This is a genomic window from Janthinobacterium sp. 35 (assembly GCF_002754575.1).
Taxonomy (GTDB): Bacteria; Pseudomonadota; Gammaproteobacteria; order Burkholderiales; family Burkholderiaceae_D; genus Janthinobacterium; species Janthinobacterium tructae.
This window is the reverse complement of the sequence record NZ_PEFN01000001.1, coordinates 2,940,151-2,954,632: the sequence shown is the minus strand read 5'-3', so window position 1 is coordinate 2,954,632 and position 14,482 is coordinate 2,940,151. Positions and strand designations below refer to the sequence as shown.

Genomic DNA, 14,482 nt, shown 5'->3' with positions numbered 1-14,482 from the left:
CCCCACCTCTGTCCGCCCACCTATACAGGAGTCAACTTGATTGTCTCGTCACTGCGTTGGAAACGCTGGATACCCGCCCTGCTGAGCGCAGCCCTGTTGAGCGCCTGTGGCGGAGGCAGCAGCGACAGCAGCAATGTTGCGCAAAACACCTCGACCCCGGCAGGGCAGCTGGTACAGGAACCGGGCGCTCCCGCGCTCAGCAACAATATTGCCACCGATGGCTTCAACTGGTTCAACTACCGGCGCAGCCAGATCGGCCTGTCGCCACTGGTACGCAACGGCTTGATCGACAGCGCCGCCCTGGGCCATTCCAGCTATCTGAACCTCAACAATACGGTGGCGCACGAACAGGTGCAGGGCAAGCCCGGCTTTACCGGCGTCACACTGGGCGACCGCCTGGCCAAGGCCAGCTACGTCGTCACGTCGCTGCAGGGCGAAGTCATCGCCGGCGCCAGCAACACGTCCGGCTTTTACCTGGCGGAAGAACTGGTCACGGCCATCTATCACCGCTTCGTCATTTTCGAGCCGCTCTTCAAAGAAGGCGGCGCGGGCGCGGCTGTCAGTGGCGCCGGCTACGCGTATTTCACCACCGACCTGGCAGGCAACCGCAACTATGGTACCGGGCTCGCGGCGGGACAGATCATCACCTATCCCTTCAGCGGGCAGCAAAAAGTGGCCGTCAGTTTCTCCAGCGATAACGAAGCGCCCGATCCCGTGCCGAACCAGGATGTGGTCGGCTACCCGATCAGTGTGCATGCCAACTACGGCACGCCAGTCAGCGTGACGGCGTTCAGCGTGCGCCAGCGCGGCGCCGGCGCGGACCTGGCGGTACGCCTGCTCACCAGCGGCAACGATGCGCATACGCCGGTCTCGGCCGCATCCATCATTCCGCTGGCGCCCCTGCTGGCGGCCACCACCTATGACGTGAGTTTCATCGGCAAAGTCAATGGCGCGGACATCACGCGCAGCTGGTCATTCAGCACGCGCTAGCGTGGCAAGCGGGCGCGGTGTTGAGCACGACAGGATGTAAAATAGTACTTTCTGCTTTACGACAGTGACACGTTTTGGGGCTCTCTGCACAGCATGCTGAAACCACACGCCACTTGCGATGATGATGCCGCCCTGGCGGCATCCGACATGGTCCGTATTCTCGACGTCGAGAACGGACTGGGCCGCATCATGGGCGACCGCATCCTGTACCTGAAAATCCTGCGCCGCTTCCTGCATGACCACGGCACCACGCCGTGCCAGATCCGCGCCGAATTCGACACGGGCAACTATGCTTCCGCGCGCCTGAAGGCGCATACCCTGAAAGGCGCCGCCGGCATGATCGGTGCACGCCACGTGCACGGCCTGGCGACAACCCTGGAGTCGGCACTGCGTGCGCAGGCGCCCGACCTGGCCCGGCAAATGCTGCAGCTGGAACTGGCGCAGGATCAATTGCTCGGCGCGGTCAGCAGCATGCTGGGCACGCCGGAGAGCACCCACACGGCGGCGCAAGACATGGCGCCCGACCCGGCCGCACCGGCCATCCAGCTGCTGCTGGCGCGCCTGGCCAGCCATCTGCGCGAAGGCGATGGCGCGGCCATCGACATCCTGGAAAACTCGGCCAGCCTGCTGGCCGCCAGCCTGGGCGTCAACGTCTACCAGGAAGTGGCGGCCGCTGCGCACGAATTCGATTTCGATGGCGCGCTGGCAGCGCTGCTGCGGCGGCGATAGCGCTCAGCTGTTGTACTGCGCCTCTTCCGCATACGCCACGCCACAACTCTTGCAACAGAAACGGCGCACGGCATCAAGCGGCTTGTCGCAGTACCAACATGCGCCTTTCGGCGGCAAGGAGGCGATCAATTCCGGCATGGCGGGCAGTGGGCGCGCCACTACCTCATCCTCGCATTCCACGACATCCGGCTGTTTGCTGTCCATGGCGCTTCCTTTCCTAGCGGCACTTCAAGGCCGCTCAGCAAGATTACGTCAGCACAGTTTGAAGCCCATGACATTTCTCAACGGCGGCCACGCTTGCCCCCTCGGCGTCTTGAAATTTCCAAACGACAACGTTATCACTTCACACTACAATCAGTGTTCCGTTCACTTGCGCCTTCGCCATGAAACACATCCCCCTGCTGCTCTCCTGCTTGCTACTTAGCGCCTGCGCCACGCGCGCGCCCACCGCCTACACCCTCAATTCGGGCGCCGAACGCACGCCGGAGCAATTGGCGGTGGTGTTCGAACACGCCGACCTGACCTTGCGCATCGACCCGGCCAGCCGCAGCATCGCCGGCGATGCGCGCCTGACCTTCCTGGCGACGCAGCCGATCTCGCGTTTCGCGCTGGACCTGGACCGCAACTTGCCCGTCGATGCCATCGAAATCGACGGCAAGGCGCTGCAGCCACAGGATTATGCCAACCCGGACGGACGCCTGAGCATGACCTTGCCTGCCACCCTCGCGGCCGGCGCGCGCACCACCATCCGCATCGTCTACCACGGCGTGCCGCACGTCGCCGTGAAAGCGCCGTGGGATGGCGGTATGGTGTGGTCGAGCACGGCCGATGGCGCGCCATGGATCGCCAGCGCCGTGCAAGGCGAAGGCTGCGACCTGTTCTGGCCGTGTATCGACCATCCGATGGGCAAGGCACAGCTGATCGACCAGCACATCATCGTGCCGGCGCCGCTGGTGGCGGCCGGCAACGGCATCGCGCTTGGCATGGATGAGGCCGACGGCTGGCGCACCTGGCACTGGCGCGCCAAACACCCGAGCACCTATGGCATCGCCCTCAACGTGGCGCCCTACCGCAGCCTGCAGGGCGAGTATGCTAGCCGCTACGGCAACCGCATCCCCCTGCAATTCTGGTATCTGCCGGAAAGCGAGGCCAAGGCGGGCGCCCTGTTCGCGGAATTGCCGCCCATGCTAGATTTTTTTGAAAGCGTCATCGGCCCCTACCCGTTTGGCGATGAAAAAGTCGGTGTCGCCGAAACGCCGCACAAGGGCATGGAACACCAGACCATCAATGCCTATGGCAACAAATTCGCCAGGACCAGCTATGGCTACGATGATCTGCTGCAACATGAGTTTGCGCATGAATGGTTCGGCAACCAGCTCACCAACAGCAACTGGGACGACATGTGGCTGCACGAAGGCTTCGGCACATATATGCAGCCGCTGTACATGCAATATCTGCGGGGAGAACAGGAGTATTTTGCTTCGTTGCAGCAAATGCGCGCAGGCATCGTCAACAAGGCACCCATGGTCTCGGGCAAGCCGAAAACCGAGGAAGAAGTGTATGACCTGAAAAAGGGCGGACCGGGCGGCGATATTTATGTGAAAGGGGCGCTGGTGCTGCACACCTTGCGCGGCCTGATCGGCGACGACGCCTTCTTCCGCGCCGTGCGCCTGCTCGTCTACGGCACGGAACAGCCGCAGCCGGGCCAGTTCCAGCCGCGCTATGGCAGCACCAAGGAATTCATGGACATCGTCTACAAAGTCACGGGCAGCAACTACGACTGGTTCTTCCAGACCTATCTGTACCAGGCCGCGCTGCCGGAACTGTCCGCCGTGCGTGACGGCGACACCTTGCGCCTGGTATGGAAGACGCCGGCTGACATCGCCTTTCCGATGCCGGTGGAAGTGCGTATCGGCAAGGAAATCCATACCGTTTCCATGTCGCTGGGCTTTGGCGAACTGCCCCTGCCGGCCGGCACCACGTACACGCTCGACCCGCGCTCACGCGTGCTGCGCCGCGCCGAGCATATCGAGACGTTCCAGAAGTTCAGGGAAGAACAGGTAAAAGGAAAGAAGGGGTAACAAAACCTGGGGTCAGCCCCCCCTCGCACGTTAGCGATGATCTTTGTGTTAGCGGTGTTGAGGGTCTGACCCCGGCCTTTCACGGTTCGGACTTATTTCCGAAAGCTCCTGACCGCATCATTCGCATGCTCGTCGATGACTTTGTGAATTTCCGGCTGCCCTGCATATTTCACGCGCAGCCGCTTCCACTGCCGCTGCGCCTGCCCGCACGAGCTGGCCACGGCTTGCGTGATCTCGCGCTGGCGCGCCTTGTCGTTGTCATCCCACTCGCCGGCGAAATGCTCGCACATCTGGGCGTTATTGACAAACTGCGCCACGTCCTTCGGCAATTTTTCCTGCGCACCAGCCAGCAAGGGCAGACAACTGAACAGCAGAACAGGCAGCAGCTTCATCGAACCTCCTTATTTGCCGATGCAGAAACGGCTGAAGATCACGCCCAGCAAATCGTCAGGCGAAAACTCGCCCGTGATGCTCGACAGCTGCACCTGCGCCAGGCGCAGCTCTTCGGCGAACAGGTCCAGCGACTGGTCATCCTGCGCCGCGTGCGCGGCGGCGATGTCCAGGTGCTTGCCGGCCGATTTCAAGGCGATCAGATGGCGCTCGCGCGCCAGGTACAGCGATTCGCCCGTCTGCTGCCAGCCCGCGATGCGCAACAGCTCGGCGCGCAGCAAGTCGATGCCGATGTGCTCGTGCGCCGACAGATACACGTGCGTGGCGTCCGGCAAGCTGTCGACGCCGGGCTTGTGGCCAGAGAGATCAATCTTGTTCCACACGCGCACCACGGGCACGCCTTCGGGGAAGGCGGCGACGATGGTTTCATCGGCCAGGGTGGGGCCATGGTCGGCATCGAGCAGGTGCAGGATGACGTCGGCCTTGCCGATTTCGCCCCAGGTGCGCTCGATGCCGATGCGCTCGACGGCATCGACGGTGTCGCCCGCGCTGCGGATGCCGGCTGTGTCGATGATGTTGAGCGGAATGCCTTCGATCTGGATGGTTTCGCTGACCTTGTCGCGCGTGGTGCCGGCAATCGGCGTCACAATCGCCACGTCGGCGCCCGCCAGCGCGTTCAACAGCGACGATTTGCCCACGTTCGGCTGGCCCGCCAGCACGACATTGAGACCTTCGCGCAGCAGCGCGCCCTGCGCCGCCTGCGCAAACACTTTATGCAGCGCTTCGATGACGGCTTTCAATTGGCCGCGCGCGTTCGATTTTTCCAGGAAATCGATTTCTTCTTCCGGGAAGTCCAGCGTCGCCTCGACCAGCATCCGTAAACCCGTCACCTGTTCCACCAGCGCGTGGATCGTCTTCGAGAACGCGCCCGACAGCGATTGCGAGGCGGACTTGGCGGCCGCTTCCGTGGACGCGTCGATCAGGTCGGCCACGGCTTCGGCTTGCGCCAGATCCAGCTTGTCATTCAAAAAGGCGCGGCGCGTGAATTCGCCCGGCTCGGCCAGGCGCAAGCCGTTGTCCTTGCCCGCTTCGAGCACGCGCGCCAGCAGCAGCTGCAACACGATGGGACCGCCATGGCCCTGCAATTCCAGCACGTCTTCGCCCGTGTACGAATGCGGGCCCTTGAAGTGGATGGCGATGCCCTGGTCGATGATGCTGCCGTCACTTTCCGTGAACGGTAAATAGGTGGCGTGGCGCGGTTTGAGTTGCTGCGCGCCGAACAGGGCCGTCATCAGCGGTGCGAGGTTTTTGCCGGAGGCGCGTACCACGCCGATGCCGCCGCGCCCTGGGGCGGTGGCGATGGCGGCGATAGGGGAAGAGTCGAGTTTCATGGGGATATTGTAATAGGTACGGCAAGGGAAGGTGCAGCAACGTAGGTCGGCTTAGCGCGCAGCGCGTAAGCCGACGCAGCACACGCTGGCGATAGTGTCGGATTACGCGTGGCCTTGCCACGCTAATCCGACCTACAAGAATTAAAAAGCCCGCACTAGGCGGGCTTTCTGTTCGCTGGCCGGAATTACTTGGCGGCAGGCGCGTATTTCTTGGTGATCACCCATTGCTGGCCGATCGACAGAACGTTGTTGACGACCCAGTAGAGTACCAAGCCCGACGGGAAGAAGAAGAACATCACCGAGAATGCCAAAGGCATGAACAGCATCATCTTCGCTTGCATCGGATCGGCCGGAGCCGGGTTCAGCTTGGTCGTGATGTACATCGAAATCGCATACAGCACGGGCAGGATGCACCATGGGTCATGCTGGGCCAGGTCGGTGATCCAGCCGATCCATGGCGCGCCGCGGATTTCCACGGACGCGTTCAGTACCCAGTACAGCGCGATAAACACGGGCATCTGGATCAGGATCGGCAGGCAGCCGCCCAGCGGATTGATCTTTTCCGTCTTGTACAGCTCCATCGTGGCCTGGTTCATCTTTTGCGGATCGCCTTTGAAGCGTTCGCGGATCGCTTGCATCTTCGGCGTGACCAGTTTCATCTTGGCCATGCTGCGGTAGCCGGCAGCCGACAAGGGGAAGAACGCCAGCTTGATCAGGATCGTGAAGGCGATGATGGTCCAGCCCCAGTTACCCAGCACGCTGTGGATCTGTTCCATGACCCAGAACATCGGCTTGGCGATGATGGTCAGCCAGCCGTAATCCTTGACCAGTTCCAGGCCAGGCGAGACGTTTTCCAGCAGATGCGCGATTTGCGGACCCGAGTACAGCTTGCTGTCCATGCTGGCCGTGGCGCCTGGCGCCAGGGTAGGCAGGGGCAGCACGTTGCCGATGGCGTACAGGTTGGGGCCGACCTTCTTGGTGAAGATGTCGCGCTTGACGTTTTCTGGCGGAACGAAAGCCGACACGAAGAAGTGTTGCGAAATCGCAAACCAGCCGCCATTCGCCGTGGCCGGGTGCAAGCCCTTCATGGCGTTGTCGTTGCCCTTCTTCTCGTCTTCCACTGCGGCTTTTTCGATTTTCTCGAACGTCAGCTTCTGGTACTTGTCCTGTGGCGTGTACAGGGTCGGGCCCGTGAAGCTGCTGTTGAAGAACGAATCGCCGACCGGCTTGTTGCCGTCATGCGTCAGTTGCAGATACAGCTGTGGCGTGACAGGTGCCGCGCCCACGTTGGCGACGTCGTGGCGCACGTCGATGACGTAGTCGCCGCGCTTGAACGTGAACGTCTTGGTCAGCTTGACGCCGCCTTCGACCGCTTCCATCACCAGTTGAATTTGCTTGCCATCGGTCAGGGTACGTACGCCAGGCTGCACGGTGAAACCGCTCGCATGGGTAGGGAATGGACCGCCGACCAGGCCCGATTGCGCCAGGTAAGTATGGTTCGCGCCTTCGTCGAACAGCACTTCGTTTTGCTTGCCGTCATCAGGCTGGCATACCTTGAACAGGCCGAAGCAACCGCCAAACCAGCCCGGATTGCCCGCGCCCTTGAACTTCAGCAATTCCAGACGCTTGACCTGGCCGCCCAGGGTGTCGATGTCGACCTTGATGACGTCGGTGGTGATGGTAATCACTTCGCGCTTGAACGCGGCGGGATCGACAGCCTCACCCGGCAGGGCAGGCACGCCTGCCGCAGCTGGCAGGGCAGCCGTCTTGGCAGGGGTCGCAGGCGCCTTGGCGGTTTGTTCCGTGTTCGCGGAGAACATCGACGGCTTGCCGTTCGAGATCATCCATTCGTTCCAGAGAATTACCAGCGAGACGGAAAACACGATCCACAGGATGGTACGTTTATTGATATCCATTAGGGTATTTGTCAGGAGTGGTTGCAACCGCAAGCGGTCGTTGAAGATTGTTTAGGGTCGGCCGGCGGCACCGGGTCGACGCCCCCTTCATTCCAGGGGTGGCAACGGCACAGCCGCTTGGCAGCCAGCAGGCTGCCCTTGGCAGTACCGTGCACGCGCAGCGCTTCCATCGCGTAATGCGAACAACTCGGATAGAAACGACAATTCTGTCCCAGCATGGGGCTGATCAGCAACTGATAAGCGCGCAGCAGGAACAGCAGCAGGGTTTTCATGGCGCGGACGGTGGTGGCGCAGCAACAGAGCGGGCCTGGGCGGCGATTTGCGCCGCGAACAGGCGGCTCAATTCTTCACGCAGCTCGGCTTTGAGCTTGGTCGTGGTGGCCGGGCCATCCTTGCTGTTGACGGCGCGCGATAAACGCACCACGCAGTCGACCGGCGGCATCGCGCTGTTGCGAAACAGCTCGCGCGTGACGCGCTTGATCGTGTTGCGGGTCGCCGCGCGTGGCGCGAAACGCTTCGCCACAACGACCCCCAGCCGCGCATGCGGCAATTGATTGTGTCGGGTGTACAGCACAAAATGCGCTGTTTTTTGCGAAGGGCGCAAACGAAAAACGGATGAAAATTCATCCGTTTTAACGATACGCCGAACGCGCGCGAAGTCGTGTGAACCTTCGCGTTGATTGCCGACTGGAGTACAGCTAGCCACGCGATCAGCTGTCAACGACAAGCCTATACGGCCAGACGTTTGCGGCCCTTTGCGCGACGTGCGTTGAGCACATCACGGCCACCACGGGTAGCCATACGAGCGCGGAAGCCGTGCGTACGCTTGCGGCGAACGACGGAAGGTTGGTAAGTACGTTTCATGTTGGTCTCGCTAAAAACAAAAAAAATGCAAAATCGGGTCTGACGTCCCGTCAGTTTTTGGTGCCAATGACAATCGCGCACTTATGCCAAGGCACAAGCTGGCCAATCTCATCGCCCGCTTAATCCACGCTTAGTCCATATTGTCGTTCCAAATGAATAAACACGGAATACGGGCGGGGAACCCTGAATTATTCAGCATATGCCCCCCTCTTGTCAAGGATTGCAGTGATCGCCCGGAAATTTTCGCGCCGAACCCCATCCACCGGCACGCCCCCGCCACAGGCCGCGCCAGCACTGCCTGCATCGGGATAACCGGGGGATAAGTCGCCTCTTATACACACGGCGCCCCACCCCGCCACAGAAAAATAACAGCCGTGCCTGTGGATAACTTTGGCAGTCGGGAGTAGAATAGCGCGTTACGTGTGGCGAGCCCTCGCGCGACGCCGGCCTTGCAACACGGTGAACGCAGGGCAGAATCGATACGCCCTCCCACACCTTTTCACATAGACATACATGGATAATTTCTGGCAGGCCTGTTCCGCGCAGTTGGAACTGGAGCTGACACCGCAACAATTCAGTGCGTGGATCAAACCGCTTATCCCTCTCGATTACGAAGAGGGCAAGCTGCGCATTGCTGCGCCCAATCGCTTCAAGCTCGATTGGGTCAAGACCCAGTTCGCCAGCCGCATCACTGCCCTGGCCATACAGTACTTCGAAGCGCCCACGGAAGTGCAGTTCGTGCTCGACCCGCGCCTGGCCCTGCCGAAGAAGCCCGTCACCGCCAGCACCCCGGCCAGCGATCCGAATGGCGGCGCGCCCAGCGCGCGCGCCGCGGAACCGCAGCCCAGCGTGCCGGAACTGAGCATCGGCGCGGCGCCGCGCCGCGAGCAGAGCCGCATCAACACCGACCTGACCTTCGACAGCTTCGTGACGGGTAAGGCCAACCAGTTGGCGCGCGCCGCCGCCATCCAGGTGGCGAACAACCCGGGCGTGTCGTATAACCCGCTGTTCTTCTACGGCGGCGTCGGCCTGGGTAAAACCCACTTGATCCACGCCATCGGCAACCAGGTAATGGCCGACAATCCGGGCGCAAAGATCCGCTACATCCACGCAGAACAGTACGTTCGCGACGTAGTGACCGCTTACCAGCGCAAGGGTTTCGACGACTTCAAGCACTACTATCACTCGCTCGACATGCTGCTGATCGATGATATCCAGTTCTTTGGCGGCAAGAGCCGTACGCAGGAAGAGTTTTTCTATGCGTTCGAGGCATTAATTGCCGCAAAGAAACAGATCATCATCACCTCGGATACCTATCCGAAAGAAATCACGGGCATGGACGACCGCCTGATTTCGCGCTTCGACTCGGGCCTGACGGTGGCCATCGAGCCGCCGGAACTGGAAATGCGCGTGGCGATTCTGTTGAAAAAAGCCAAGCAGGAAGGCGTGACCTTCTCCGACGACGTGGCCTTCTTTGTCGCCAAGCACTTGCGCTCGAACGTGCGCGAGCTCGAAGGCGCGCTGCGCAAAATTCTGGCGTACTCGCGTTTCCATGGCAAAGATATAACTATCGATATCGTCAAGGAAGCCCTGAAGGACTTGCTGTCGGTGCAGAACCGCCAGATTTCCGTGGAAAACATCCAGAAAACGGTGGCCGACTTCTTCAATATCAAGGTCGCCGACATGTATTCCAAGCGCCGGCCCGCGAATATCGCCCGGCCGCGCCAGATCGCCATGTACCTGGCCAAGGAATTGACACAGAAGAGCCTGCCGGAAATCGGCGAGCTGTTCGGCGGCCGCGACCACACCACGGTGCTGCATGCCGTGCGCAAGATCGCGCTGGACCGCACCAAGAACCCGGAATGCAACCACGAATTGCATGTACTGGAGCAAACGTTGAAGGGCTAAGCACCATTTGGCAAGACTGGCTCAAAACGTGCTTTACCCTTATCATCTGGGAGGGCGCCGCAGCCGGTCTGTCGGGGCTCCCTATGGCAACAATTGTTAAATTAATACGTTAAACATCGTACTGTTCAACCTATACATTGAGGATAAATATGCAATTGGTCAAAACCACCCGAGATACCCTTCTCCGGCCACTGCAGATCGTGAGCGGTATTGTCGAGCGTCGGCACACTATGCCGATTCTGGCCAATATCCTCATCCGCAAAGACGGTGAAAATGTCTCCTTCCTGTCGACCGACACCGAAGTGCAGATCACCACGCACGCGGAAATCGGTTCCGGCGCGGACGTCACCGGCACCACCGTGGCCGCGCGCAAACTGCTGGACATTTTGCGCGCCCTGCCCGAATCGGGCGACGTCACGATGACCCTGCTGAACAAGCGCCTGACCGTGCAAACGGGCAAGTCGCGCTTCGCCCTGCAAACCCTGGCGGCGGAAGAGTTTCCAACCGTGCAACAGGCGGAAAGCTACAACGCGTCCGTCACCCTGCCGCAAAAAACGCTGAAGCACCTGTTCAACATGGTGCATTTCTCGATGGCGCAGCAAGACATCCGCTATTACCTGAACGGCTTGCTGCTGGTTCTGGATGGCAATAATGTCATCGCCGTGGCCACCGATGGCCACCGCCTGGCGTTTTGCCAGGTCGCCACCGAGCAGACGTTTGCGCGCCAGGAAGTGATTATTCCGCGCAAGACCATCATCGAACTGCAGCGCCTGCTGGAAGAGAACGATGAGCCGGTGCAGCTGGACATCGCCGCCAATCAGGTGAAACTGACCTTTGCCGACATCGAGCTGATCTCGAAGCTGGTGGAAGGCAAGTTCCCCGACTACACGCGCGTGATTCCAAAAGGCTACAAAAACGACTTCACCATCGGCCGCGATGAACTGCTGCGCTCGCTGCAACGTGCCGCCATCATGACCAGCGACAAGTTCAAGGGCGTGCGCTGCATCATCACCCCGGGCAGCATGAAGATCAGCTCGACCAATGCGGACCAGGAAGAAGCCGTCGAAGAGCTGGAAATCGACTACGGCGGCGATTCCGTCGACATCGGCTTCAACGTGACGTATCTGCTGGACGTGCTGAACAACCTGAAATGCGAATACGTCAACATCGCGCTCGGTGATTCGAACTCGTCCGCCCTGATCTCCATCCCTGACAATGCCGACTTCAAGTATGTCGTCATGCCGATGCGGATCTAAAGACCACAGCAGTGACGTAGGTCGGATTAGCGTAGCGTAATCCGACATGCTGAGCGCCGTCTGTCGGGTTACGCCGTTCCGGCTAACCCGACCTACGGTCATCAGCCAGCAGCCCCGAATCAATCAGCAATCGTTATTTGAGAAAGCAGTCCATGTCCGAGAATCCACAAGACACCCCGATCCAGGCCATCACGGAAGAATACGGCGCCTCCTCCATCCAGATCCTGGAAGGCCTGGAAGCCGTGCGCAAACGCCCGGGCATGTACATTGGCGACACCTCGGACGGCACCGGCTTGCACCATCTGGTATTCGAAGTGCTGGATAACTCCATCGATGAATCGCTGGCCGGCCACTGCACCGACATCCACGTCACCATCCACAGCGACAATTCGATCTCGATCACCGACAATGGCCGCGGCGTGCCGACCGGCCTGAAAATGGACGACAAGCACGATCCGAAGCGTTCGGCGGCGGAAATCGTCATGACCGAGCTGCATGCAGGCGGCAAGTTCGACCAGAACTCGTACAAGGTATCGGGCGGTCTGCACGGCGTGGGTGTGTCTTGCGTCAATGGCCTGTCGAAATTGCTGAAACTGACTATCCGCCGCGATGGCAAAGTGCATCACATGGAATTCGTGCGCGGCGTGCCGCAAGACCGCCAGATCGTCATGGTGGGCGACATCGCCACCTCGCCGATCAAGGTCATCGGCGAGACGGACAAGCGCGGCACCGACGTGCATTTCTGGGCCGACGAAGAGATTTTCACGCACGTGGAATTCCACTACGAAATCCTGGCCAAGCGCATCCGCGAACTGTCCTTCCTGAACAATGGCGTCAAGATCAAATTGTCCGACCAGCGCACGGGCAAGGAAGAAATCTTCGCCTTCGAAGGCGGCACGCGCGGTTTCGTCGAGTACATCAACAAGGCCAAGTCGGTCTTGCACCCGACCATTTTCCAGGCCACGGGCGAGCGTCTGTCGGACCAGGGCACGAACATCTCGGTCGACGTGTCGATGCAGTGGAACGATGCCTACAACGAACAGGTGCTGTGCTTTACGAATAACATCCCGCAACGCGACGGCGGCACCCACCTGACTGGCTTGCGCGCGGCCATGACGCGCGTGATCAACAAATACATCGATGAACACGAGTTCGCCAAAAAGGCGAAAGTGGAAATCAGCGGCGACGACATGCGCGAAGGCCTGACCTGCGTGCTGTCCGTGAAAGTGCCGGAACCGAAATTCTCGTCGCAGACGAAAGACAAGCTGGTGTCGTCGGAAGTGCGCGGCCCCGTCGAAGAGATCGTCGCCAAGACCCTGGCCGATTACCTGCAAGAAAAACCGAACGACGCCAAGATCATTTGCGGCAAGATCGTCGAAGCGGCGCGCGCCCGTGAAGCGGCCCGCAAGGCCCGCGACTTGACGCGCCGCAAAGGCATCATGGATGGCCTGGGCCTGTCGGCCAAGCTGGCCGACTGCCAGGAAAAAGACCCCGCCCTGTGCGAACTGTACATCGTCGAGGGTGACTCGGCAGGTGGCTCGGCAAAACAAGGACGCGACCGCAAGTTCCAGGCGATTCTGCCGCTGCGCGGTAAAGTCTTGAACGTGGAAAAAGCCCGTTTCGAGAAAATGCTGTCGTCCGAGCAGATCACCACCCTGATCGCCACCCTCGGCACCTCGATCGGACCGGACGAATTCAACGTCGAAAAGCTGCGCTACCACCGCATCATCATCATGACCGATGCGGACGTCGACGGCGCCCACATCCGTACCCTGCTGCTGACCCTGTTCTACCGCCAGATGCCGCAACTGGTCGAGCGCGGCCACATCTACATCGCGCAACCGCCGCTGTACAAAGTGAAATCGGGCCGCGACGAGCGCTATCTGAAAGATGACGCCGAAGAAGCGAGCTACATGATGACGGTGGCGCTGAACACGGCCGTGCTGGTGCCGCGCACCGGCGCGGAAGGCATTTCCGGCGAAACGCTGACGGAACTGGTGCGCAAGTTCAACCTGTCGAACACCATCATGACGCGTCTGACGCGCGTCATCGACCGCGCCGCCCTGACGGCCATCATGACGGGCGTGCAGCTGGACCTGTCGACGCTGGACCTGGCGGAAACCTCCGCCCGGGCCCTGCAGACAGCCATCAACGACAGCGCCGTGCGCGTGCACGTGCGGTCCGACGACTTGTCGGAAAAACACATGCTGCGCGTCGAGCGCATGCACCACGGCAACATCAAAGTGACGGCCATCGACGCCGACTTCGTGCAAGGCCCGGACTACGCCGTGCTGAGCAGCGGCGCCGCCACCTTCGAAGGCCTGATCGGCGAAGGCGCCTTCGTGCGCCGCGGCGAAGGCGAGCGCATGAAGGAAATCGCCGTGGTCGACTTCCACCAAGCCATGCAATGGCTGCGCGACGAAGCCGAACGCACCGTCTCGAAACAGCGCTACAAAGGTCTGGGCGAGATGAACCCGGACCAGCTGTGGGAAACCACGATGGACCCGACCGTACGCCGCTTGTTGAAAGTGCAGATCGAAGACGCCATTGCGGCAGATCAAATCTTCACGACGCTGATGGGCGACGACGTGGAACCACGCAGGGCGTTTATTGAGAATAATGCGCTGCGCGCTGGTAACATCGACGTTTAAGTGGTATTGTTGATAGAGGGGGCGACACGATGTGTCGCCTTTTTTTTGATCATATTGATACTCGCGACGATGACATCAACTTTTAACTACTACGACCAAAACGCCTTTCACTTCTTTAGTAACACCGCCAATGTGAATATGTCGGTAAGCGATCCATTATTGCCTGTCATACAGTGCTCCGCTGACGCGGATATCTGATGCAGTGCTTTTCCCATCGACATAGTGTTTACGCTCCTTGTCATTCGGCCAGTAACCTCGAAAAAAGAAACTACTGTGACCTCTGCTGACATCTCGCTTCCGCTTCCA

General features: G+C 60.3%; 13 protein-coding genes. 6 read left to right on the top strand and 7 right to left on the bottom strand.

Features of this window, described 5'->3' with window-relative positions; translation table 11 throughout:
* Positions 1 to 36: 36 nt before the first annotated feature.
* Complete coding sequence (locus CLU93_RS13160) at positions 37 to 990, top strand: CAP domain-containing protein (RefSeq protein ID WP_306594726.1); 954 nt, start codon at positions 37 to 39, stop codon at positions 988 to 990.
* Between the two features lie 93 nt (positions 991 to 1,083).
* Positions 1,084 to 1,719: an Hpt domain-containing protein gene (locus tag CLU93_RS13155; protein WP_099761793.1), complete on the top strand. Its 636-nt coding sequence runs from the start codon at positions 1,084 to 1,086 to the stop codon at positions 1,717 to 1,719.
* 3 nt (positions 1,720 to 1,722) lie between these two features.
* Here CLU93_RS13155 and CLU93_RS13150 read toward each other — a convergent pair whose 3' ends face one another.
* A complete protein-coding gene (locus CLU93_RS13150; RefSeq protein WP_096238196.1) occupies positions 1,723 to 1,923 on the bottom strand; it encodes a hypothetical protein in 201 nt (66 codons plus the stop codon).
* Positions 1,924 to 2,102: 179 nt separating this feature from the next.
* On the opposite strand from CLU93_RS13150, the gene CLU93_RS13145 reads away from it, so the two are divergent.
* On the top strand, positions 2,103 to 3,800 hold the full coding sequence (locus tag CLU93_RS13145; RefSeq protein WP_099761791.1) for a M1 family metallopeptidase: 1,698 nt from the start codon (positions 2,103 to 2,105) through the stop codon (positions 3,798 to 3,800).
* Positions 3,801 to 3,892: 92 nt separating this feature from the next.
* Here CLU93_RS13145 and CLU93_RS13140 read toward each other — a convergent pair whose 3' ends face one another.
* The 6 genes from CLU93_RS13140 to rpmH all read right to left on the bottom strand — a co-directional run bounded on the left by CLU93_RS13140 (position 3,893) and on the right by rpmH (position 8,361).
* Complete coding sequence (locus tag CLU93_RS13140; protein ID WP_099761788.1) at positions 3,893 to 4,192, bottom strand: hypothetical protein; 300 nt, start codon at positions 4,190 to 4,192, stop codon at positions 3,893 to 3,895.
* A gap of 9 nt (positions 4,193 to 4,201) precedes the next feature.
* Positions 4,202 to 5,581 (bottom strand): tRNA uridine-5-carboxymethylaminomethyl(34) synthesis GTPase MnmE, encoded by a 1,380-nt coding sequence (mnmE, locus tag CLU93_RS13135; RefSeq protein WP_099761785.1) that lies wholly within the window; start codon positions 5,579 to 5,581, stop codon positions 4,202 to 4,204.
* A 185-nt stretch (positions 5,582 to 5,766) separates the two neighbouring features.
* On the bottom strand, positions 5,767 to 7,497 hold the full coding sequence (gene yidC, locus CLU93_RS13130; RefSeq protein ID WP_099761782.1) for a membrane protein insertase YidC: 1,731 nt from the start codon (positions 7,495 to 7,497) through the stop codon (positions 5,767 to 5,769).
* Positions 7,498 to 7,508: 11 nt separating this feature from the next.
* Entirely contained in the window at positions 7,509 to 7,769 is a 261-nt protein-coding gene (gene yidD / locus CLU93_RS13125) for a membrane protein insertion efficiency factor YidD (RefSeq protein ID WP_071075105.1), read from the bottom strand.
* The gene (rnpA, locus tag CLU93_RS13120; RefSeq protein WP_099403828.1) at positions 7,766 to 8,203 is read right to left on the bottom strand and encodes a ribonuclease P protein component; all 438 of its coding nucleotides are present in this window, start codon (positions 8,201 to 8,203) and stop codon (positions 7,766 to 7,768) included. The genes yidD and rnpA overlap by 4 nt, the downstream gene beginning before the upstream one ends.
* Positions 8,204 to 8,226: 23 nt before the next feature.
* A complete protein-coding gene (rpmH, locus tag CLU93_RS13115) occupies positions 8,227 to 8,361 on the bottom strand; it encodes a 50S ribosomal protein L34 (protein ID WP_010401996.1) in 135 nt (44 codons plus the stop codon).
* A 513-nt stretch (positions 8,362 to 8,874) separates the two neighbouring features.
* Here rpmH and dnaA point away from each other — a divergent pair.
* From dnaA to gyrB, 3 genes are all read left to right on the top strand, one after another.
* Positions 8,875 to 10,269, top strand: coding sequence for a chromosomal replication initiator protein DnaA (dnaA, locus tag CLU93_RS13110; protein ID WP_034781304.1), 1,395 nt, complete (start codon positions 8,875 to 8,877; stop codon positions 10,267 to 10,269).
* A 149-nt stretch (positions 10,270 to 10,418) separates the two neighbouring features.
* A complete protein-coding gene (gene dnaN / locus CLU93_RS13105; RefSeq protein ID WP_034754341.1) occupies positions 10,419 to 11,525 on the top strand; it encodes a DNA polymerase III subunit beta in 1,107 nt (368 codons plus the stop codon).
* Positions 11,526 to 11,677: 152 nt separating this feature from the next.
* On the top strand, positions 11,678 to 14,176 hold the full coding sequence (gyrB, locus tag CLU93_RS13100) for a DNA topoisomerase (ATP-hydrolyzing) subunit B (protein ID WP_099761779.1): 2,499 nt from the start codon (positions 11,678 to 11,680) through the stop codon (positions 14,174 to 14,176).
* The last annotated feature ends 306 nt before the right edge of the window (positions 14,177 to 14,482 follow it).